Annotated in this window: 27 protein-coding genes; 20 read left to right on the plus strand and 7 right to left on the minus strand. The window is 68.1% G+C overall.

The window, feature by feature from the left end; all coding sequences use genetic code 11:
• Window positions 1-18 precede the first annotated feature (18 nt).
• Genes dapF through ispZ form a run of 4 tightly spaced genes read left to right on the plus strand, consistent with a single transcriptional unit; the run spans window position 19 to window position 3,593 of the window.
• On the plus strand, window positions 19-825 hold the full coding sequence (gene dapF / locus PE061_RS03750) for a diaminopimelate epimerase (protein WP_271257828.1): 807 nt from the start codon (window positions 19-21) through the stop codon (window positions 823-825).
• Window positions 822-2,063: a tRNA (N(6)-L-threonylcarbamoyladenosine(37)-C(2))-methylthiotransferase MtaB gene (mtaB, locus tag PE061_RS03755; protein WP_271257829.1), complete on the plus strand. Its 1,242-nt coding sequence runs from the start codon at window positions 822-824 to the stop codon at window positions 2,061-2,063. The genes dapF and mtaB overlap by 4 nt, the downstream gene beginning before the upstream one ends.
• Window positions 2,060-3,019 (plus strand): signal recognition particle-docking protein FtsY, encoded by a 960-nt coding sequence (gene ftsY / locus PE061_RS03760; protein ID WP_271257830.1) that lies wholly within the window; start codon window positions 2,060-2,062, stop codon window positions 3,017-3,019. Before mtaB ends, ftsY begins: the two co-directional genes overlap by 4 nt.
• Window positions 3,012-3,593: a septation protein IspZ gene (ispZ, locus tag PE061_RS03765; protein WP_271257831.1), complete on the plus strand. Its 582-nt coding sequence runs from the start codon at window positions 3,012-3,014 to the stop codon at window positions 3,591-3,593. Before ftsY ends, ispZ begins: the two co-directional genes overlap by 8 nt.
• 30 nt (window positions 3,594-3,623) lie before the next feature.
• Here ispZ and PE061_RS03770 read toward each other — a convergent pair whose 3' ends face one another.
• The 4 genes from PE061_RS03770 to pspF all read right to left on the minus strand — a co-directional run bounded on the left by PE061_RS03770 (window position 3,624) and on the right by pspF (window position 9,595).
• Complete coding sequence (locus PE061_RS03770) at window positions 3,624-5,405, minus strand: hypothetical protein (protein ID WP_271257832.1); 1,782 nt, start codon at window positions 5,403-5,405, stop codon at window positions 3,624-3,626.
• Window positions 5,406-5,621: 216 nt separating this feature from the next.
• Complete coding sequence (locus PE061_RS03775; protein WP_271257833.1) at window positions 5,622-7,319, minus strand: hypothetical protein; 1,698 nt, start codon at window positions 7,317-7,319, stop codon at window positions 5,622-5,624.
• Between the two features lie 560 nt (window positions 7,320-7,879).
• Window positions 7,880-8,470, minus strand: a complete 591-nt coding sequence (locus tag PE061_RS03780) for a superoxide dismutase (protein ID WP_271257834.1) — start codon at window positions 8,468-8,470, stop codon at window positions 7,880-7,882.
• 90 nt (window positions 8,471-8,560) lie between these two features.
• The gene (gene pspF, locus PE061_RS03785) at window positions 8,561-9,595 is read right to left on the minus strand and encodes a phage shock protein operon transcriptional activator (RefSeq protein WP_271257835.1); all 1,035 of its coding nucleotides are present in this window, start codon (window positions 9,593-9,595) and stop codon (window positions 8,561-8,563) included.
• A 188-nt stretch (window positions 9,596-9,783) separates the two neighbouring features.
• Between pspF and PE061_RS03790 the strand changes: the two genes are divergently transcribed.
• From PE061_RS03790 to PE061_RS03850, 13 genes are all read left to right on the plus strand, one after another.
• Window positions 9,784-9,960: a hypothetical protein gene (locus PE061_RS03790; protein WP_271257836.1), complete on the plus strand. Its 177-nt coding sequence runs from the start codon at window positions 9,784-9,786 to the stop codon at window positions 9,958-9,960.
• Window positions 9,961-10,052: 92 nt separating this feature from the next.
• Entirely contained in the window at window positions 10,053-10,724 is a 672-nt protein-coding gene (gene pspA / locus PE061_RS03795; RefSeq protein WP_271257837.1) for a phage shock protein PspA, read from the plus strand.
• A gap of 3 nt (window positions 10,725-10,727) precedes the next feature.
• Window positions 10,728-11,018 carry an envelope stress response membrane protein PspB gene (gene pspB / locus PE061_RS03800; protein ID WP_271257838.1) on the plus strand — a complete coding sequence of 97 codons (291 nt, stop codon included), beginning with the start codon at window positions 10,728-10,730 and terminating at the stop codon, window positions 11,016-11,018.
• Window positions 11,015-11,206, plus strand: a complete 192-nt coding sequence (locus PE061_RS03805; protein ID WP_271257839.1) for a PspC domain-containing protein — start codon at window positions 11,015-11,017, stop codon at window positions 11,204-11,206. Before pspB ends, PE061_RS03805 begins: the two co-directional genes overlap by 4 nt.
• Before the next feature lie 26 nt (window positions 11,207-11,232).
• On the plus strand, window positions 11,233-11,610 hold the full coding sequence (pspC, locus tag PE061_RS03810) for an envelope stress response membrane protein PspC (protein WP_271257840.1): 378 nt from the start codon (window positions 11,233-11,235) through the stop codon (window positions 11,608-11,610).
• A gap of 27 nt (window positions 11,611-11,637) precedes the next feature.
• The gene (locus PE061_RS03815; RefSeq protein WP_271257841.1) at window positions 11,638-11,943 is read left to right on the plus strand and encodes a hypothetical protein; all 306 of its coding nucleotides are present in this window, start codon (window positions 11,638-11,640) and stop codon (window positions 11,941-11,943) included.
• A gap of 29 nt (window positions 11,944-11,972) precedes the next feature.
• Complete coding sequence (locus tag PE061_RS03820) at window positions 11,973-12,254, plus strand: hypothetical protein (protein ID WP_271257842.1); 282 nt, start codon at window positions 11,973-11,975, stop codon at window positions 12,252-12,254.
• 16 nt (window positions 12,255-12,270) lie between these two features.
• Complete coding sequence (locus tag PE061_RS03825) at window positions 12,271-12,597, plus strand: hypothetical protein (protein WP_271257843.1); 327 nt, start codon at window positions 12,271-12,273, stop codon at window positions 12,595-12,597.
• A 31-nt stretch (window positions 12,598-12,628) separates the two neighbouring features.
• Window positions 12,629-12,862: a hypothetical protein gene (locus tag PE061_RS03830; protein WP_271257844.1), complete on the plus strand. Its 234-nt coding sequence runs from the start codon at window positions 12,629-12,631 to the stop codon at window positions 12,860-12,862.
• 16 nt (window positions 12,863-12,878) lie between these two features.
• A complete protein-coding gene (locus PE061_RS03835) occupies window positions 12,879-13,109 on the plus strand; it encodes a hypothetical protein (RefSeq protein ID WP_271257845.1) in 231 nt (76 codons plus the stop codon).
• 65 nt (window positions 13,110-13,174) lie between these two features.
• Window positions 13,175-13,591 carry a SufE family protein gene (locus PE061_RS03840; RefSeq protein ID WP_271257846.1) on the plus strand — a complete coding sequence of 139 codons (417 nt, stop codon included), beginning with the start codon at window positions 13,175-13,177 and terminating at the stop codon, window positions 13,589-13,591.
• Window positions 13,588-14,031 carry a PaaI family thioesterase gene (locus PE061_RS03845; RefSeq protein WP_271257847.1) on the plus strand — a complete coding sequence of 148 codons (444 nt, stop codon included), beginning with the start codon at window positions 13,588-13,590 and terminating at the stop codon, window positions 14,029-14,031. The genes PE061_RS03840 and PE061_RS03845 overlap by 4 nt, the downstream gene beginning before the upstream one ends.
• A complete protein-coding gene (locus tag PE061_RS03850; protein WP_271257848.1) occupies window positions 14,028-14,465 on the plus strand; it encodes a PaaI family thioesterase in 438 nt (145 codons plus the stop codon). Before PE061_RS03845 ends, PE061_RS03850 begins: the two co-directional genes overlap by 4 nt.
• 125 nt (window positions 14,466-14,590) lie before the next feature.
• Here PE061_RS03850 and PE061_RS03855 read toward each other — a convergent pair whose 3' ends face one another.
• The 3 genes from PE061_RS03855 to PE061_RS03865 form a co-directional block, all read right to left on the minus strand.
• The gene (locus PE061_RS03855; protein ID WP_271257849.1) at window positions 14,591-15,124 is read right to left on the minus strand and encodes a J domain-containing protein; all 534 of its coding nucleotides are present in this window, start codon (window positions 15,122-15,124) and stop codon (window positions 14,591-14,593) included.
• Complete coding sequence (locus tag PE061_RS03860; protein WP_271257850.1) at window positions 15,124-15,717, minus strand: DUF937 domain-containing protein; 594 nt, start codon at window positions 15,715-15,717, stop codon at window positions 15,124-15,126. The genes PE061_RS03855 and PE061_RS03860 overlap by 1 nt, the downstream gene beginning before the upstream one ends.
• Before the next feature lie 85 nt (window positions 15,718-15,802).
• Complete coding sequence (locus PE061_RS03865) at window positions 15,803-17,404, minus strand: phosphoenolpyruvate carboxykinase (protein WP_271257851.1); 1,602 nt, start codon at window positions 17,402-17,404, stop codon at window positions 15,803-15,805.
• Window positions 17,405-17,545: 141 nt separating this feature from the next.
• On the opposite strand from PE061_RS03865, the gene PE061_RS03870 reads away from it, so the two are divergent.
• From PE061_RS03870 to PE061_RS03880, 3 genes are read left to right on the plus strand one after another with little or no spacing between them, the layout of a single operon-like run.
• Entirely contained in the window at window positions 17,546-18,262 is a 717-nt protein-coding gene (locus tag PE061_RS03870) for a response regulator transcription factor (protein ID WP_271257852.1), read from the plus strand.
• Window positions 18,231-19,826, plus strand: coding sequence for a stimulus-sensing domain-containing protein (locus tag PE061_RS03875; RefSeq protein ID WP_271257853.1), 1,596 nt, complete (start codon window positions 18,231-18,233; stop codon window positions 19,824-19,826). Before PE061_RS03870 ends, PE061_RS03875 begins: the two co-directional genes overlap by 32 nt.
• Window positions 19,823-20,242, plus strand: coding sequence for an HPr kinase/phosphorylase (locus PE061_RS03880; RefSeq protein WP_271257854.1), 420 nt, complete (start codon window positions 19,823-19,825; stop codon window positions 20,240-20,242). The genes PE061_RS03875 and PE061_RS03880 overlap by 4 nt, the downstream gene beginning before the upstream one ends.
• The last annotated feature ends 7 nt before the right edge of the window (window positions 20,243-20,249 follow it).

The following is a 20,249-nucleotide window of genomic DNA, read 5'->3' on the forward strand; positions in this document are numbered from 1 at the left end:
TCCCTACATGCGCGGGCGATGACCCGCCCGTTTCTCAAGATGCACGGCCTCGGCAACGACTTCGTCGTGTTCGACGCGCGCCGCGATCCACTGTCGCTAACGGCAGCGCAGGTGCGCGCCATCGCCGACCGCCACACGGGCATCGGCTGCGACCAGCTCATCGTCATCGAGGCCGCGGACCACGCCGACGCATACATGCGCATCTGGAACGCCGACGGCGGCGAGGTGGAGGCGTGCGGCAACGCCTCGCGCTGCGTCGCGCAGGTGATCGGCGCGAACGCCGTCATCGACACGGCAGGCGGCCGCATCGAAGGCACGGCGACGGCGGACGGCGCCAGCATCGACATGGGCGCGCCGCGCTTCGGCTGGGACGAGATCCCGCTCGCCTACGCGATGGACACGCTGCACATGCCGGTCGGCTGGGAAGTCCTTGAAAACCCGGTGGCAGTGAATGTCGGCAATCCGCACGTCGTGTTCTTCGTGCCGGATACGGACGCGATCGAACTGGAGCGCCTCGGGCCGCTCATCGAGCACGACCCGCTGTTCCCCGCGCGCGTCAATGTGAACGCCGCTAGCATCGTCTCGCGCGCCCACATCCGCCTGCGCGTCTGGGAGCGCGGCGCCGGGCTGACCCGCGCCTGCGGCACCGGCGCCTGCGCCACCGCCGTCGCAGCAATGCGCCGGGGTCTCGTGGGCCGTGAGGTGACGGTGACGCTGCCCGGCGGCGATCTTTCCATCGTATGGCGGGACGACAACCACATCATCATGACCGGCCCCGCGACCACCGCCTTCACCGGCGAGATCGACCTCGGGGCCTACGCTTGAGCGAGGCGCAGGTCATCAACCTCGGTTGCAGGCTGAACATCTACGAAGGCGAGATCATCCGGCAGCACCTTGCCGCCGCCGGAGACGCCGACACCATCGTCGTCAACAGCTGCGCCGTCACCGGCGAGGCGGTGCGGCAGGCGCGGCAGACGATCCGCCGTCTGAAGCGCGAGCGCCCCGACGCGCGCGTCATCGTCACGGGCTGCGCCGCGCAGGTGGAAGCGGCGGGCTTTGCCGCGATGCCCGAAGTCTCCCGCGTCGTCGGCAATGCCGAGAAGCTGGACGCCGCCGCGCTGCTGGGCGGCGAGCGCGTGCGCGTGGGCGACATCATGGCGGTGCGCGAGACGGCCCCGCACTTGCTAGACGGCTTTTCCGCCAACACGCGCGCCTTCGTGGAAGTGCAGAACGGCTGCGACCACCGCTGCACCTTCTGCATCATCCCCTACGCCCGCGGCAATTCGCGGAGTGTTCCGGCGGGCCTCGTCGTCGACCGCATCCGGCGGCTCGTGGATGGCGGCGTGCAGGAGGTCGTGCTGACCGGCGTCGATCTCACCTCCTACGGCCCCGACCTGCCGGGCAGCCCGACGCTCGGCAGCCTCGTACAGCGTATCTTGCGCCATGTGCCCGCGCTCAGCCGCCTGCGCCTCTCGTCCATTGATTCGATCGAGGCCGATCCCGCGCTCGTCGAGGCGATCACCGGCGAGCCGCGCGTGATGCCGCACCTGCACCTGTCGCTGCAATCGGGCGACGACATGATCCTGAAGCGCATGAAGCGCCGCCACACGCGCGCCGACGCCGTGCGCTTCGTGGAGACCGTGAAGGCGAAGCGCCCGGAGATCGCCATCGGCGCCGATATCATCGCCGGTTTTCCCACCGAGACGGACGACATGTTCGAGAACTCGCTCAGCCTCATCGACGACTGCGACATCGTCTTCGGCCACATCTTTCCGTATTCGGCGCGCACCGGCACGCCCGCCGCACGGATGCCGCAACTCCCCGTGCCGATCCGCAAGGCACGCGCCGCACGGCTGCGCGAGGCCGCGGCGCAGAGGCTCGCCGCGCATCTCGCCGCGCAGCAGGGCCGCAGCATCGACGTGCTCGTCGAAAAGGACGGGCGCACTGGCCACGCCGCCGATTTCACGCCCGCCGCGCTCGATCGGCCCGCGCTACCGGGCAGCATCGTGCGCGCACGCGTGACTGGCGCGGAGGCGTCGAGGCTGCTAGCGACGCCCGCGTGAGCGAAGATCAGGCAGAACCGAAAGGCTGGCTCGCGCGGCTCCGCGCCGGGCTTCAGCGCACGTCCGGCAAGCTCGGCGAGAATCTCTCGGGGCTCGTCTCGAAGCGTCCGCTCGACGACGCGATGCTGGAGGAGATCGAGGAGGCGCTGATCGCCTCCGACCTCGGCCCCGCCACCGCCGCGCGCATCACCGCGAAGCTCGCCGCCGACAAGTTCGACCGGCAGGTGTCGGACGACGAGGTGAAGACGGTCGTCGCCGCCGAGGTGGAGGCCGTGCTGGCGAAGGTCGCGCAGCCCATCGAGGTGACGGCTTTCCCGCGCCCGCACGTGATCCTCGTCGTCGGCGTCAACGGCTCCGGCAAGACCACGACCATCGCCAAGCTCGCGCATTTGTTCCAGGAGCAGGACTATTCGGTGATGCTGGCGGCAGGCGACACGTTCCGCGCCGCCGCCATCGAGCAGCTTTCGATCTGGGGCGGGCGGCTCAACATCCCCGTCGTCTCCGGCACGGTGGGCGGCGATGCCGCCGCACTGTCGTTCGAGGCGCTGACCAAGGCGCGCGCGGCGGGCGCGGACGTGCTCATCATCGACACCGCCGGCCGCCTTCAGAACAAGGCGGGGCTGATGGACGAGCTTGCAAAGATCAAGCGCGTGCTGAAGCGCCAGATGGAGTCCGCGCCGCACGACGTCGTGCTCGTGCTCGACGCTACCACGGGCCAGAATGCGCTCTCGCAGATCGACGTGTTCCGGGAGGTCGCGGGCGTCACCGGGCTCGTGATGACGAAGCTGGACGGTACCGCGCGCGGCGGCGTGCTCGTCGCGGCGGCGGACCGGGCGAAACTCCCTGTTCACGCGATCGGCGTAGGAGAGCGGATCGACGACCTCCGCCCGTTCGATCCGCGCGCCTTCGCGCGGGCGCTCGCGGGGCTCGATCAGGGGAAGGACGGCAATGGCTGACGAGAAGGGTTCATCGCTCAGGGTCGCGCTCGATTTCGGGCCGCTGCTCGTCTTCTTCGCGGTGAACAGCCTCGCCCCCGGCGACGACGTCAATCAGGCGGTGTGGGCAACGGCGGCGTTCATGATCGCCACCGCCATCGCCATGATCGTCTCGAAGGTGAAGACCGGCCGCGTCGGACCGATGCAGTGGTTCACCGGCATCATCGTCGCGATCTTCGGCGGCATGACGATCTACCTGCGCGACGAAAGCTTCTTCCAGATCAAGACGACGATCATCTACGCGATGTTCGCCGCGATCCTGTTCTTCGGGCTCGTCACCGGCCGGCCCCTCCTCAAGCTCGTCATGGAAAGCGGCTTTCCGGCAATGGACGACCACGGCTGGAAGAAGCTGACGCGCAACTGGGCGGTCTTCTTCCTCGCCATGGCGATCCTGAACGAGGGCCTGCGCGCCTACCTCACCTTCGACCAATGGGTCGCCTTCAAGGTGTGGGGCGTCCTCGTCATCTCGATGATCTTCGCCGCGTCGCAGGCGCCGATCCTGATGAAGCACGGCAAGGACGGGAACACGGACTGAGCTGAGTACGAACCGTCTTGCAGCGTTTCCTCAGCGCGGACGCCGCGGCCGGACAGCAGCGACATCGAAATTCACGCCCGCGTGTTTCCACGCGAGAATGTCCGGGTATTTCCACGCCGTCGTCGCCGCGCGCGCGGCCTCGATCTTCGCGATGGCCTCATCGACGCCGGGCACGGCGGACATCCAGCCGCGCGCCGCGGCATCCTTCGCCATGCGGAGCAGCCAGTACGCGCGCTGGATCGTGTGCGGCGCCGAGCCGTTGAAGTTCGTAGCCGGCAGGTCGGTGCGCGCCGCGAACTGCGCGAGGATGCCGTCCAGCGTCGTCGCCGAGCCGTTCATGCTGATCAGCGTCGATTCCACCGGCTCGTCGAAGCCCCGCGTGCCGCCGACGCGCGCGCGGATCACGAAATGCTCGGCCAGCCGCCGCAGCAGCGCGGGCTCGCCCGCCGACGCCCACAGGTAGGCGACCTCCGGACCGTAGCCCTGCGCCATGAAATCCGAGAACGAGACCGTCGCATCGTAGGCCTTGAACGCGCTCATCATCGCGCGGCGCTCGGCGGAAACGCTCGTCACCTCGATGCGCGTCGCGGGCTCCGTCCCGTCGAGCTGGGCGATCAGCGTCTTCCAGTCGGCGATCACGTCCGCCGCCATCTTCTTGCCCCGCGCCGGTTCCCAGAGCAGCGGGCCCGAAGCGTTCTGCGCCACGTCCCGCGCCTTCCACACCGCCGAGAAGAGGTTGAGCGTCATGCGCTGGTAGTTGAACTGCGCGCGGTAATTGCCGCCGACCGGGCCGCGATAGGGCGCGGCCAGCGCATAGGCGGCGGTCGCCTGTTGCAGGATCGCCGCACGCGGGTCGCCTGTCGCCAGCCAGTACGCGTAACCATGGTTGATGAGGTGCGCCTCGTCGCGGCCGTGCGGGTAGGTCGTGCCCGCCTTGGCGGCGAGTTCGGCGAGATACGGGTAGTCGGCCGGCGCAGTCCACTTGCCTTCGTTCTTGTAGTTTTCCGTCTTCGCGATGCCCTCGTTGACGTACTTGAGATCACCGCTGAGCGGGAGCTGCGGGTCGCGCAGCGTATCGTGGTTCGCGGACCAGATCGCGAGGTTCGGCAACGAGAGGCTCCACAGCATCTGCGCGCGGTTGCGCACCGCCGAGGCCGTGAACATCGCGCTGTCGCCGTCGACGGCCGCGGCGATCATCTGCGCATCGTCGCCGGAGAGGAAGCCGCGCGAGGACGAATATTCGCCGCCCTGCCCCGAGACGACACCGATGCTGTTCCACGACGACGAGCGGCCGTAGATGCGGTCGGGCTTGTAATCCTGCGCGATGCCGCCCGGCAGGCGCCGGGGCGTGCTCGACGGCGTCTTGGGCCAGCCCGAGAACGCCGCCGCGCTGTAGGGCAGCACGCGCTTGTCCGCCACCGCCTGCCGCAGCCGCTCCATGCTTGGCGCAACAGGCTCGCCGTTGTCGGCGCACTTCATCGAACCTGGAAGGACGCGGATCGTGCCCGTATACCACGGCGAGGCGACCGCATAAGCACGCTCGTCGATCATGCCGCCGCCGTCCGGCGCGCGCGTGATGCAGATGCTACCCCACTCCGGCTTCGCAGCGTAGCGGAACAGGTACGCCCTGTCCCTGCCGACGCCATCGAGGCGGGCAACCGGCCATTCGCCTGTCGGTGTTCTGATCGTGCCCAGCGGCTTGGGGGCCGCCGCTTTGCCGTCAATGGCGATCGCTCCTTGCGCTTCAGCGGAAGACGGGAAGAGCGCGGCGGCAAATATGGCCGAAAGCAGCAGACTCCTGGAGCGTAGCATCTGGATCGAGTGACACATTCCCTCCGGGAGAACAAGCCGACCGCATCGGTTCCCCGCTTGGGCGGGCTTGCCGCGCAACAGCACCCGATGCAGCCGGCACGAAGCCCATCCGGACCCTAGAGCGGGCTGGGCGATTCCGGAAGCACCCAGCCCGCTCTATCCCTTGGCCGCACCGTTCTTCGCGGAAAACCGGTGCCCACTTTCCCGCACGATGCTCTAGAACGCCACTCCGGCGTGTTTCCACGCGAGAATGTCCGGATATTTCCACGCCGTCGTCGCGGCCCGCGCGGCATCCATCTTGGCGATGGCCTCGTCGACACCGGGCACGGCGGGCATCCAGCCGCGCGCCGCGGCATCCTTCGCCATGCGGAGCAGCCAGTACGCGCGCTGGATCGTGTGCGGCGCCGAGCCGTTGAAGTTCGTAGCCGGCAGGTCGGTGCGCGCCGCGAACTGCGCGAGGATGCCGTCCAGCGTCGTCGCCGAGCCGTTCATGCTGATCAGCGTCGATTCCACCGGCTCGTCGAAGCCCCGCGTGCCGCCGACGCGCGCGCGGATCACGAAATGCTCGGCCAGCCGCCGCAGCAGCGCGGGCTCGCCCGCCGACGCCCACAGGTAGGCGACCTCCGGACCGTAGCCCTGCGCCATGAAATCCGAGAACGAGACCGTCGCATCGTAGGCCTTGAACGCGCTCATCATCGCGCGGCGCTCGGCGGAAACGCTCGTCACCTCGATGCGCGTCGCGGGCTCCGTCCCGTCGAGCTGGGCGATCAGCGTCTTCCAGTCGGCGATCACGTCCGCCGCCATCTTCTTGCCCCGCGCCGGTTCCCAGAGCAGCGGGCCCGAAGCGTTCTGCGCCACGTCCCGCGCCTTCCACACCGCCGAGAACAGGTTGAGCGTCCAGCGCTGGTAGTTGAACTGCGCCCTGTAACCGGTGCCGACCGGCCCCCTGTAGATCGAGCCCAGCGCATAGGCGGCGGTCGCCTGTTGCAGGATCGCCGCACGCGGGTCGCCGGTGGCCAGCCAGTACGCGTAACCGTGGTTGAGGAGGTGCTCGGCATTGCGGCCGTGCGGGTAGGCCGTGCCCGCCTTGGCGCCGAGTTCGGAGAGATACGGGTAGTCGGCCGGCGGGGTCCAGCTGCCCTCGTTGCTGTAGTTCTCGGTCTTCGCGGTGCCCGCGCCTACATAGGCGAGGTCGCCGCTGAGCGGGAACTGCGGGTCGCGCAGCATGTCGTGGTTCTCGGACCAGAGCGCGAGGTTCGGCAGCGAGAGGCTCCACAGCATCTGCGCGCGGTTGCGCGCCGCCGAGGCCGTGAACATCGCGGCGTTGCCGTCGACGGCCGCAGCGATCATCTGCGCGTCGTCGCCGGAGAGGAAGCCGCGCGAGGAGGCGTATTCGCCGCCCTGCCCCGAGACGACGCCGACGCTGTTCCACGACGACGACTGGCCGTAGATGCGGTCGGGCCGGTAGTCCTGCGCGATGCCGCCGGGCAGACGCTCGGGCGCATCCTTGACGGTCGCGCCCTTCGGCCAGCCCGCAAAGGCTGCTGCGCTGTAGGGCACCGTACGCCGCGCCGCCACCGCCGCGCGCAGCCGCTCCATGCTCGGCGCGACGGGCTCGCCGTTGTCGACGCACTTCATCGAACCGTTGAGGACGGACAACTTCACTTCCACCCCGTTCACGGACAGCGTGTAGAAGCGCTCGCCGACGGTGGTGTCGCCCGACACGGCATGGCGGACCACACAGATGCTCCACCACGTCGGACGGCTCGAATATCCGAACTGATAGGCGTGCCCCCCGCTCACGGGGCCCAGATCGCTGACGGGCCACGTGCCCGTCGGCGTGGTGATGTTGCCGAGAGATGTCGCCGCAAGCCGCGTACCCGCCATCGAAACCGTGACCGGCCCCGACGGCATCTTCGAATCAGCCGCGGGGGGCGTAGGAGTCGGCGTGGGCGTGGGCGTGGGTGTAGGAGTGGGTGTCGGCGTCGGTGTGGGAGTCGGCGTAGGCGTAGGAGTGGGTGTCGGCGTTGGCGTCGGTGCGGGCGTGGGTGTCGGCGTCGGCGTCGGGTCCGACGGAGACGGGTCCGACGGAGACGGGTCCGATGGAGACGGGTCCGACGGCGGCGGCGTCACCGTTGCCGGAGGCGTCGTGGTGCCCCCGGCATCGGTTTGCGTTCCGCTCGATCCACCACCGCCTCCACAGGCCGACAGAAGAATGAATGCGGTGATGAAGGCGACAGGGCGAGCCCGGCCGCGCAAACGCCCAGCAGAAAAAATGTTCATTGACCCCAACGACCCCTCGTTGTGACCGCGAAATTGCGGATTTGAGGGAATTCTTGGGTTTCAACTCTAAACAAATACCTAATACATCAAGTGCCGTGCGACACTTTGATGGTTAAGATCGGCGAACTGATTGTAATTACGGAGACGAAATATTGGTTAACACTTTATTTACTTTTGGCCTCAACATTTCGTCAACGAAGATTGGTCGCAGCAAATGACCAGTTTATCGTATTGGTTAAGAAAACGTCTACGAAATCCGGCCGTGCGTTCTGGTAGTCGAGATAATAGGCGTGCTCCCAGACATCGAGGGTAAGCAGCGGATTCAGCCCTTCGTGGACGAGCGCCGAATCCGCGTCGTGGGTCGAGATGATCCTGAGCCCGTCGCCGTCCTGGCACAGCCACGCCCAGCCGCTGCCGAAATGCACGGTCGCCTCCGCCTTGAAGGCCTCACTGAACTTCGCAAGGCCGCCGAACGCGGAATCGACGAGATCCTTGAGCCTGCCCTCCGGCCCGGTTTTTTCGGGCGACAGCGAATTCCAGAAGAACGTGTGGTTCCACGCCTGCGCGGCATTGTTGAAGAGGCCCTTGTCGCCCTTGCTCTTCGCCGTCTTCACGATCTCTTCGAGCGAGGCGCCTTCGAGCGGCGTTCCGGCAATCGCCGCGTTCGCCTTGTCCACATAGGCCTTGTGGTGCTTGCCGTGATGGAACTCGAGCGTGCGCGCCGACATGTGCGGCTCCAGCGCGTCCTTCGCGAACGGCAACGGCGGAAGTTCGATAGCCATGCATAGCTCCTTCTTGTTCTGGCTGACGGGTATGGGCTGATAACGCAGCGGTCTGACGGATGTTGCGTCAACATCGCGCAAACGGGTGAGTCAGGATGCCGCACCCCTGAGCAGGCCGTGGCGGCGCAGGCAATGGCGCAGCTGGTCGTAGGTGACGGAGAGCGCCTCCGCAGCCGTGCGCTGGTTGTAGCGGCAGGTTTCCAGCGTGCGGACGAGGATGTCGCGCTCGTACTCCGCCACGGCGGCACGCAGGTCGCTGACCGCAGCGCGCTGTTCGGCTGCCGAAACCGCGGCCGCCGCGGGCGCGGCCTTCGGCTCCGCATCCGGCACCACCATCGAACGCCGGGGACGCCAGGGGGACTCGAAGGGATCGAACTGCAGCGCGTCGACCGGCGTCGCCGGGTCTCCCCAACGATAAAGCGCCCGCTCCACGACATTCTTGAGCTCGCGGACGTTGCCCGGCCAGTCGTAGGCACGCAGCTGCCGCCGCACCTCGCGACTGAAGCCCGGGAAGTCCGGCCAGCCCAGCTCCACCGACATGCGGCGCGCGAAATGGTTCGCCAGTTCCATGATGTCGTCGGCGCGGGCGCGCAGCGGCGGCAGCGTGATCACCTCGAAGGAGAGCCGGTCGAGCAGGTCGGCGCGGAAGCGGCCCGCGTCCACCAGCGCGGGCAGGTCCTCGTTGGTCGCCCCGACGATGCGCACGTCGACGGTGAGCGGCCGGTTCGCGCCGAGCCGCGTCAGCTCGCCGTACTCGACGACGCGCAGCAGCCGCTCCTGCGCCGCCGCCGACAGCGTGCCGATCTCGTCGAGGAACAGCGTGCCGCCGTCCGCCTCCTCGAACCGTCCGCGCCGGGCCGAGGTCGCGCCGGTGAACGCGCCTGACTCGTAGCCGAACAGTTCGGCGTCGATCAGGTTCTCGGGCATCGCCGCGCAGTTCATCGCGATGAACGCCTCGTCCCAGCGCGGGCTGAGGCGGTGCAGACGCTCCGCGACCATCTCCTTGCCGGTGCCGCGCTCGCCGATGACGAGCACGGACCGGTTCAGCGCCGCGGCAAGGCTCGCCCGCTCGATCGCGTCGAGCAGTTCGGTCGATTGGCCAACGAGAGTCGCCGAGTCCTTCATTGCCAATACTTAGTGAAAAATCCTAAAATTTTGCAATATGTGCGCACGAGATTTTTGCCGCTTTTGGGCTGAGGTTCATGCAAGCCACTGAAAATCAACAATTCATGTTGTGCCAGAAAAGTTGGCACGCCCTTTGCTGAACATCGGGCAACGGATTTGAAAGCAACAGTTAAACACAGGAGGCATCAATGCTCACCCAGACCAACAGCAACGTCTTCCGGACCCTCTTCTGCACCGTCGGCGCCATCGCGGTCAGCTCGGTCTTCCTCTTCGCCGCGGCGGGTCCCGCCCGCGCCGAAGCCCCGGTCAAGTTCGCCCAGGTCCAGATCATCCCGGTTTCGACGAGCGCCCCGATCGTTTATTGATCGGCCCGCAGCGTCCAGCGGCCGGAGCGGATCCCCCTCCCCAGTCCCCTCCCGCTCCGGCCGCCCCCTTCAACTTCAGGAGTTCAGACCAGATGGGCATTTTCTCGAGGACGCGCGACATCATCGCCGCAAACGTCACCGACCTTCTCGACCGCGCCGAAGATCCGGCGAAGATGATCCGCATGATCATCATGGAGATGGAGGAGACGCTCGTGGAGGTCCGCGCATCCGCCGCCCGCACCATCGCCGACCAGAAGGAGATGCGCCGCACCATCCTGAAGCTGGAGCAGGCGCAGGCGACGTGGGCCGAGAAAGCCGAACTGGCGCTATCCAAGGGCCGCGAGGATCTCGCCAAGGCCGCGCTGCTCGAAAAACAGAAGATGAGTGGCAGCGGCGCCCAGCTGCAGGCCGAGGTCGACCTCCTCGACGAGCAGCTCGCGCACTACGAAGGCGACATCCAGAAGCTGGAAAGCAAGCTTCGCGAGGCACGCACACGCCAGTCGGCGCTGCTGTCGCGGCTCGAGACGGCGAACAACCGGGTTCGTATGCGCAGCCTGCTGCGCGGCCCCAAGGTGGACGAGGCCTTCTCGCGCTTCGAGGTGCTGGAACGCCGCGTCGACTATGCCGAAGGCCAGGTGGACGCGCTCGCGCTCGGTGAAACGAGGACCCTCGAGATGCAGATCGCCGACCTCCGCACCGACGACGCCGTCGAGGCCGAGCTCGCCGCGCTCAAGAGCAAGATGGCCCAGCAGAAGGAGGGTTGATCCATGGCCGAAGCCATCGTTCCGCTTGTCGCCGTTCTTGCCATCTTCATCGGCATGCCGTGGCTGTTCCTGCACTACCGGATGAAATCCAAGCAGAACCGCAGCCTCTCCATCGAGGACGAGCGGATGCTCGACGAACTCCATCAGGCCGCGCTCAGGCTCGAGGACCGGCTGCAGACGATCGAGCGCATCATGTCGGTCGACAATCCCGGCTGGCGCCAGATCGCCGCCGGCAGCCCGATCGGCGAGCGCCCTGAAGACACACGCACGGCAGACATCAGGAGGTTGAAATGAGCTTTGCCCTCGACAAGAGAAACGCCATCTTCCTCGGCGTCTGCGCCGGCTTCGCGAGGATGACGAACACGGATGCGCTCTGGTGGCGGCTCGGCGCCGTCGTCGGCACCGTCCTCGGCTTCGGCCTCTTGCCGATCATCTACCTGCTCGTCGCCTGGCTCGCCCAGCCGCGCACCCACGACGCCTGATACGACACGAACACGGGAGGCATTCCATGTCCAGCCGCACCAAATTCTACCTCAACAAGCGCGAGAAGAAATGGCTGGGCGTGTGCGCCGGGCTTGCGGACTTCACCGGCATCGACGTGCTCTGGTGGCGCGTGGGCGCTGTGGTCGGCACGATCCTCGGCGCGGGCATCCTGCCGGTCGCCTATCTTGTGATCGGCCTCATGGCGTCGGACAAACCCTCGGAATTCTACAGCGAAAGCGTCGTCGACCAGAAGTTCTGGCAGAAGGTGCGGGTCGCGCCGAGCCGCTCGATCCGCGACGTCCACGCCAGCTTCCGCGACATCGACCGCCGCCTCGCGCATGTCGAGAGGCACTACACGTCGCAGAACACGCGGCTCGCCGCCGAGATCGACAGTCTGAAGTAAGACCCGCTCGCCGTCAGGGAGGCCGTCATGGAATTCGCTTCGCCATTCTTCGTGCTCGGCATCGTCGCCATCACCACCGGCGGCTGGCTGGTCAGCACATGGATCCGGGCCCGCCACGGATACCCGATCGAGAACGAGTTCTGGGGCATGAGCCACAAGGACGACGGAACGGGTGACAGCCTCGCGCCGAGCCGCAAGACCGAGCTGCTGGCGAACGAGAACGCGGAAATGAAGGGCCGGATCGCCCGGCTCGAAGAGCGCATCGCGGTTCTGGAGCGCATCGCGACGGACAGGTCGCGCCGGCTCTCCGACGAGATCGAGACCCTTCGCTAGCGCGGGCGGAAGACAGGGGGACGCAAACCATGGCTGCCGAAGTCGGATTTCTGATCGGTCTCCTCGCCGGCGCGGCCGGGATGTGGATCGTCCAGATGTGCAGCCGCCGGGACGCCGAAACGCCCGCGGATGCCGCACCGGAGGCCGTGTTCAGCTTCGAACGCGAGCTGGAGACGCGCCGCCTCGCCGCCGAGAACGCCGCGCTCATCACCCAGATGGAGGAGGTGCGCGAACGGCTGGCCACGCTGGAGAGACTGGCGATCGACCGCTCGGCGCGGCTCGCCGACGAAATCGAGGCCCTGAGGGCCTGACGAAAGGGACAGACGCATGGACATCTTCATCTACCCCTATCTCCCCTGGATCGTCGGCGGCGGCCTCGCGCTCGGCGCGCTCGGCATCGCCGGGTGGGTGTTCACGACGTGGATGCGCATCAGGCACGGCTACCCGCTGGAGAACGCCTGGGGCATGGCCGTGCATCCGAAGGTCTCGACCGAGGCGCAGGAGCGTATCACGCTGCTCACCAACGAGAACGTCCAGCTCCGCGCCGAGCTCGGCAGCGTCAAGGACCGTCTCGCCACGATCGAGCGCATCGTCACCGACGGCGCATTCCGGCTGGAAAACGAGATCGAACAGCTTCGCGGCCCGAAGAACTGAGGCGCGGCACGACAGAGGAAAGGGACAAGCGATGCATCCGTTCGAAATGGTAGTCCTGATCGTCGCCATCGTGGTCTTCGGCAAGATCGCGCTTCAGTACATGAAGCAGAAGGGCCGCACGCGTCCCGACGCGGAGGCCGAGAACGAGCGCCTGCGCGGCGAGATCGGCAACCTCAAGGATCGCATCGCAACGCTGGAACGGCTGGCGACCGACAAGAGCCGGCGTCTGGCCGACGAAATCGACGCGCTCGGGCGCGATCGGTAGTGAAGGAGTGACGGACATGCCCGGACTCGAAAGCCTCATCGTCATCACCGCCGGCGCCATCCTCGGGCTCGGCCTCCTCGCCGGCATCGCCGCGTGGTGCTGGAAGGGCTGGCTCGAACTGAAGCGCGCCGAACTCGGCAGCGTCCGCGCGGCCGCGAACCCGGCCGTCTCCGGCCGCATCGACGTCGCCGACCTCAAGGAGCGCGTCCGCAAGCTGGAAGCGATCGCGGCCGGCGTCGACTACTGACGGCGGCGGGATACCGGCCGGTCCCGCTTGACGCGGCGGCGCGGCTCGCCCAAGTCTCGCCCGCGATGACGCTGCCCGATTTCGACACCATCCGCGACGATTTCGAGATCCTCGACGAGCCCGACGAGCGCTACCGGCTGCTCATCGATCTCGGCAAGGCGCTGGAGCCGATGCCGGACGCGCTGAAGACCGACGCCACCAAGGTCCGCGGCTGCTCGGCGAGCGTCTGGGTCTATCCGACCGCGGCGGAGAAGGGCCGCCTGCATTTCCTTGCCGACAGCAATGCCGCAATCACCAAGGGCATCGTCGCGCTGATCCTGACGCTGGTGCAGGACCGCACCGCGGACGAGGTTCTGGCCCTCGACATCGCGGGCGAACTCGCGCCGTTCCAGCTTTCGAAGCACCTGTCGTCGAACCGCACGCAGGGCATCCCCAACATGATCGCGCTGATCCGCGAGACCGCCGCGCGGATCGCCGCATGAACCCGATCGTGAAGCCCATCGTCGACGCCTTCCTCGGTTTCGTGCCGCACGTGAAGGCGCTCGGCCTCGGCTTCCGCGCCATCGGCGACGACTGGGCGGAACTGACGCTGCCCTATGCCGAGCACCTCGTCGCTTATCCGGGCGACGACGGCGCGCCGGGCATCATCGCGTCGGGCGCGATCTTCTCGCTGATGGATTCGGTGGGCGGCATGGCGGTGATCGCGAAGTCGAAGCGCATGGTGCGGCAGGCGACGCTCGACCTCAGGATCGACTACCTGCGCCCGGCCGAACCGGGCAAGACCGTGATCGGCCGCGCCGAGGTGACGAGGCTGACCCGCGCCGTGGCGTTCGTGAAAGGCATCGCGCACGACGGCGACGCCGCCGATCCGGTGGCGCTGATGACGGCGTGCTACATGTTCACGGCGGGCGCGAAATCATGAATTTCGATACGCTGGTCCGCGAGCTTCTGGGCGCTGCCGACGAGGGGCCGCTGTCGTCCCTGCCCTACGCCCGCACGCTCGGGCTCAGCTATCGCCGCGAGGCGGAGGGCATCGTCATCGTCATGCCGTTCTCGAAGCAGCTCGTCGGCGCGCCCTCGCGCCTCCACGGCGGCACCGTCGCCGGCCTTCTGGAGATCGCCTCGATCGCGCAGCTCGTCCACGTGCTCGGGCGCGAGGAGACCGCGCCGGGCGTGAAGCCCATCAACGTCACCGTCGACTACCTGCGCGCCGCCGCCTGCGAGACGACCTATGCGGGCGCCGTCGTCACCCGCCTCGGCCGCCGCATCGCCAACGTCCGCGCGGAGGCGTGGCAGACCGACCGCGGCGCACCGGTCGCGGCGGCGCACATGAACGTGATGCTGGTGCGGGAGTAGGGCTGAAAGCGCACGACACCACGGCTGTGCGCCCTTCGACTCCGCTCGGGATGATGGACGTATTTACCGCATACAAGGGGATTTCATCCCGAGCGAAGTCGAGGGACGCACAAGTCCCGCCGCCTTCAGCCGCCCTTCCAGCTTTTCCCTTCCTCCGCGCGCCGTAGCACCTCATAGGCGGCCTGCACGGCGTGGAACTGCCGCTCGGCCTCCTTGTCGCCGGGGTTGCGGTCCGGGTGATACTGCTTGGCGAGCTTGCGGTAGGCGCGCTTCACCGCCTCGAAGTCGGCGTCGTCCTCCAGCTCCAGCGCGCGCAAGGCATCGAGCTCGCCGCGCGTGCGGCTGCCGTCGCCGGGGCCGGTCCATTGCCAGTGGCGCGCCTGTTCGAACGCGGTGTCGCCGCGCTCGGCCTGCTCCCGCGCGGCGGCCTCCTCCTTGGTCAGGCCTTCGAAATAGTTCCAGTTCCTGTTGTATTCGGCGGCGTGCGCCTCGCAGAACCACCAGCGCTCCGGACTGTTCGGCGACTTCGGCGCAGGCCGGTCGCCGGGGGCCGTGCAGCCGTGCCGGTCGCACAGGCGCACGTTCACCGCCTCGCGGGCGCTGCCGTAGCTGCGCCAGCGGGGAAAACCCCAGTCGTCCCTGCGCGTCTGCCGTGCCACTAGCGCCCGCCGAGCTTGCCCGCCATGCCGATGATGTCGTCGAGCGGATTGCCGTCGCCGTTGAGGTCCAGCATCGAGGCGAGACCGCCGAGACCGCCCTGCGGCGCAGCCTTGCCGCCGCCCGTGAGGCCGCCGAGCACCTGCCCGAGCATACCCCCGAGCCCGCCGCTTTTCGCACCCGCGCCGGCGCCCTGCTTCGCCATGTAGCCCGCGACCGCCATCGCGAGCAGCGGCAGCATCTGCTTCAGCAGGCCGGAATCGAGGCCGGTGGCGCCCGCCGCCTGCCCAGCGACCGTGCGGCTGACCTCCTTCGACCCGAAAATCTGGCCGAGCACGTCGTTGCCCCGGCCAGCAGGCGCGTCGCCGGACGACAGCACCGCATCGAGCAGCCCGCCGCCGCCAAGGCCGCCGAGCATCCCCGCCAGCCCGTCGAGGCCGCCTGCGCCGCCGCCTGCCTGCTTCTTGAAGCCGCCCAGAATGGCCGGAAGCAAGGCGCCCGCGCCGCGCGTCGCGGTCGCTTCGTCCACGCCGAGCTGGCGCGCGATCGAAGACAGCGCGCCCGTCTGTTGCAACGTCGATACCAGGTCCGTCATGTTCACCTCCGGCGAGCGGGTCAGAGTCTCACGCCCGAGACTACGCGCCGCGATACGGGAGGGCCAGTGCGGACGGCGATGTTTTTCAGGCGGCCTTCGGCGCGGCCTGCCGGACGCCTTCGTCGACGTGATCCGCGAACTGGGCGAAGTTCTCGATGAACAGGCCGACCAGCTTCTTCGCCTGCGCGTCGTAGGCGGCCTTGTCCGCCCATGTCTCGCGCGGGTTCAGGATCGCGGTGTCGACGCCCGGCACCGCGGTCGGCACCTGGAAGCCGAAAAACGGATCGGTGCGGAAGCTGGCGCCCTTGAGGCTGCCGTCGAGCGCGGCGTTGAGCAGCGCGCGCGTCGCCTTGATCGGCATCCGATGGCCGGTGCCGTAGGCGCCGCCGGTCCAGCCGGTGTTGACCAGCCAGCAATCGACGCCGCCCTTGGCGATGCGTTCCTTGAGGAGGTTGCCGTAGACGCTCGGGTGGCGCGGCATGAACGGCGCGCCGAAGCAGGTGGAGAAGGTCGCGCTCGGCTCGGTGACGCCGATCTCGGTGCCGGCGACGCGCGCCGTGTAGCCGGAAAGGAAGTGGTACATCGCCTGCTCGGGCGTCAGCTTCGCGATCGGCGGCAGCACGCCGTAGGCGTCGGCGGTGAGGAAGATGATGTTCTTCGGCACCGGGCCGAGGTTTTCCTTGGACGCATTCGGGATGAAGTCGATGGGGTAGGAGCCGCGGCTGTTCTCGGCGAGGCTGTTGTCGTCGAGGTCGATGACGCGCGTCTCGGGGTCGATGACGACGTTCTCGAGGATGGTGCCGAACCGCCGCGTCGTCGCGTAGATCTCGGGCTCCGCCTCGGCCGAGAGGTTGATGACCTTGGCGTAGCAGCCGCCCTCGAAGTTGAACACGGCGGTGTCCGACCAGCCGTGCTCGTCGTCGCCGATGAGCGTGCGCGAGGCGTCGGCGGAGAGCGTCGTCTTGCCCGTGCCCGAAAGCCCGAAGAACACCGCGCTCGACCCGCCGCTGCCGATGTTGGCGCTGCAGTGCATGGGCATCACGCCCTGCTCGGGGAGCATGTAGTTGAGGAGGCCGAACACCGACTTCTTCATCTCGCCCGCGTAGGCGGTGCCGCCGATGAGGATCAGCTTCTCGGTGAAGTTGACGGCGATCACCGTCTCGGTGCGGCAGCCGTGGCGCGCCGGGTCGGCGCGGAAGCTCGGCAGGTCGATGATGGTGAACTCGGGCAGGAAGCCCGGAAGGTCCGCCGGGTTCGGGCGCACCAGCAGCGTGCGGACGAACAGGTTGTGCCACGCAAGCTCGTTGATGATGCGCACGCGCACGCGGTATTCCGGCTGCGAGCCGCCGTAGAGGTCCTGTACGAACAGCGTCTTCTTCTCAGCCAGCGCGGCGAGGAAATCGGCCTTGAGCGCGGCGAAGTGCTCAGGCGCCATGCGCTGGTTGCCGCCGTTGAACCAGATGGTGTCCCGGGTCGTCGCATCCTCGACCGTGAACTTGTCCTTCGCGGAGCGGCCGGTGTGCTTGCCGGTCTTCACGACGAATGCGCCGTGCTCCGAAAGCAGGCCCTCGCCCCGCGCCACGGCCTTCTCGATGAGCGGGGCGGTGCCGAGGTTCCAGTGCAGCTCCGCCCCGGTGGTAATACCCTGTTTATCAAGGGTGAAGGCGGGAATCGGGGACGCGGTCATGATCACTCCTCAATGGATTCGGGCGGGCGCTTTTGCGGGAGCCCCTACACGATTCGCGCGCGCCGCGTCAAAAAATGCAAAGCCGGCATCAGGCGCGATCCGGTTTGCACCGCGATTCCCGTTGGTTTACTGGAGCAGGCCATGTCATCCGCATCCGCAACGATTGCCCTCGTCGACGACGACCGCAACATCCTGACCTCGGTCTCGATCGCGCTTCAGGCCGAGGGCTACACCGTCCGCGTCTATTCGGACGGTGCGAGCGCGCTGAAGGCGCTGACCGACAACCCGCCCGACCTCGCCGTGCTCGACATCAAGATGCCGCGCATGGACGGCATGGAGCTGCTGCTGAAGCTGCGCGAGAAGTCGAACCTGCCGGTGATCTTCCTCACCTCCAAGGACACCGAGATCGACGAGGCGCTCGGCCTCGCGATGGGCGCCGACGACTATATCGGCAAGCCGTTCAGCCAGCGCCTGCTCATCGAGCGCATCCGCGCCGTGCTGCGCCGCGCGCAGAACCGCGCGCAGCCCGCCGGAGAGGCCGAGGCCGAGGCGGCGCGCACGCTGACGCGCGGGCGGCTGACGATGGACACCGGCCGCCACCGCGTGACGTGGGACGGCAAGGAGGTGCAGCTCACCGTCACCGAGTTCCTGATCCTCGAGACGCTCGCCCAGCGGCCCGGCTTCGTGAAGTCGCGCGACCAGCTGATGGACGCCGCCTATCAGGACGACGTCTATGTCGATGACCGCACCATCGACAGCCACATCAAGCGGCTGAGGAAGAAGTTCCGCGCCGTCGACCCCAAGTTCGAGGCGATCGAGACCCTGTATGGCGTCGGCTACCGCTTCGACGAGGAATAACGAGCCCCAGCCCCGCGACGACACACAGCTCAGGTGGTCGCGCGGCTGGTCGCTCACGGCGCGCATCCTCGCCGTCAACATGTTCGCCGTGCTGATGCTGGCGGGCGGCATCATCTATCTCGACAGCTTCCGCGAACGGATGCTCGAACGCCGCGCCGAGGAGGCGGGCGTCGCCGCCGACCTGATGGCGGCCGCGGTCTCGGAGCGCATGTTGCAGGCGCCGGAACGGCTCGTGCCGATGCTGGAGCGCTTCGGCAGGATCACCGATGCGCGGCTGCGTATCTACGACGCCGATGGCGCCCGCGCGCTCGACAGCTGGGCGCTCACCGGCCCGACCTTCACGCTCCGCGATCCGGACGCCGAGCCCTTCCGCAAGGACGTCGCCCGCTTCCTCGACCGCTTGATCGAAGGCGCGGTCGGCGCGCGGCGGTTCGAGACCTTCGCCGAGCCCGCGCCCGACGTGCGCCGCGCGTGGCCCGAGGCGGAAAGCGCACTGGACCGGAAGGTGGTGGCGACCGCGATCCGCTTCGCGCCGGACCGCACCATCGTCATCACCGCCGCCGCGCCGCTGGCGGGCGGCAACGTCCTCCACATGACCATCGACGCGCGCGACGTGACGCGCGGCGTGCGTGACGAGCGGCTGACGCTGTCCGTGATCTTCCTCGGCGTGCTGTTGCTGTCGCTGCTGCTGTCGAACTTCCTTGCGCGCACCATCGTCCGGCCGCTGCGGCGCCTCGCCATCGCCGCGCAGCGCGTGCGGCTGGGCCGCGCCCGCGAGGTGGCGATCCCGCGCTTCCAGAAACGCCGCGACGAGATCGGCGCGCTCTCCCGCACGCTCTCCGACATGACCGCCGCGCTGCGCGCGCGTATCGACGCGACGGAAGCCTTCGCCGCAGACGTCGCGCACGAGATCAAGAACCCGCTCGCCTCGCTGCGCTCCGCCGTGGACGCGATGGGGAACGTGAAGGACCCGGAGCTCGCCGCGCGGCTGCTCACCGTGGTGCGCGACGACGTGCAGCGCATCGACCGGCTGATCTCCGACATCTCCGACGCCTCGCGGCTCGACGCGGAGCTGAGCCGCGTGCGCTTCGAGCGCATCGACCTCGGCGTCATGCTCGCCACGCTGATGAGCATCTACGAGACGCAGCCCGCCACCGCGGGCGTGACGCTGGCGTTCGCGCGCCCGCAGTTCGGCTCGGCGGTGGTGAACGGCGACGGCAGCCGCCTCGCGCAGGTCGCCCGCAACCTCATCGACAACGCCATCAGCTTCTCGCCTTCGGGCGGCCTCGTTCAGGTCACGGTGGCGCGCGTCGGTGAGCGCGTGCTGATGCGCGTCGAGGACGACGGCCCCGGCCTGCCGCCCGACGGCACCGACCGGATCTTCGAACGCTTCTATTCGGAGCGCCCGGAGGGCGAGGCGTTCGGCAAGCATTCGGGCCTCGGCCTCGCCATCGCCAAGGCCATCGTCGAGGCGCACGACGGTACGATTTCCGCCGAGAACCGCATCGAGCGCGGCGAGATCAAAGGCGCGCGCTTCACCGTCAGCCTGCCCGCCACGCAATGACGCGTATCCACGCCTCCGCTGTCTCCATCGGCGGCAAGGCGGTGCTGCTGACCGGCGCGTCCGGCGCGGGCAAGTCCGACCTCGCGCTCAGGCTCATCGACCGCGGCGCCGTGCTCGTCGCCGACGACCAGGTCGAGCTGAGCGCGCGGGACGGGCGCCTGTTCGCTTCGCCGCCCGCCACGATCGCCGGGCGGATCGAGGTCCGCGGGGTCGGTATCGTGACGATGCCGTTCGCCGCGGACGTGCCCGTCGCGTGCGTGATCGCCCTCGATGCCCCGCCCGAACGCCTGCCCGAGGCGCGCGCGCGCGCGCTTTGCGGCGTCGCCGTGCCCGTGACCGCCCTCGACCCGCGCGAATCGAGCGCACCCGTCAAGGTCGAACTGCTCTTGAGCGGCCGTCCGATAGCACTAGATTAGGGGATTG

Origin of the sequence: Sphingosinicella microcystinivorans, from assembly GCF_027941835.1 — a bacterium.
Taxonomy (GTDB): Bacteria; Pseudomonadota; Alphaproteobacteria; order Sphingomonadales; family Sphingomonadaceae; genus Sphingosinicella.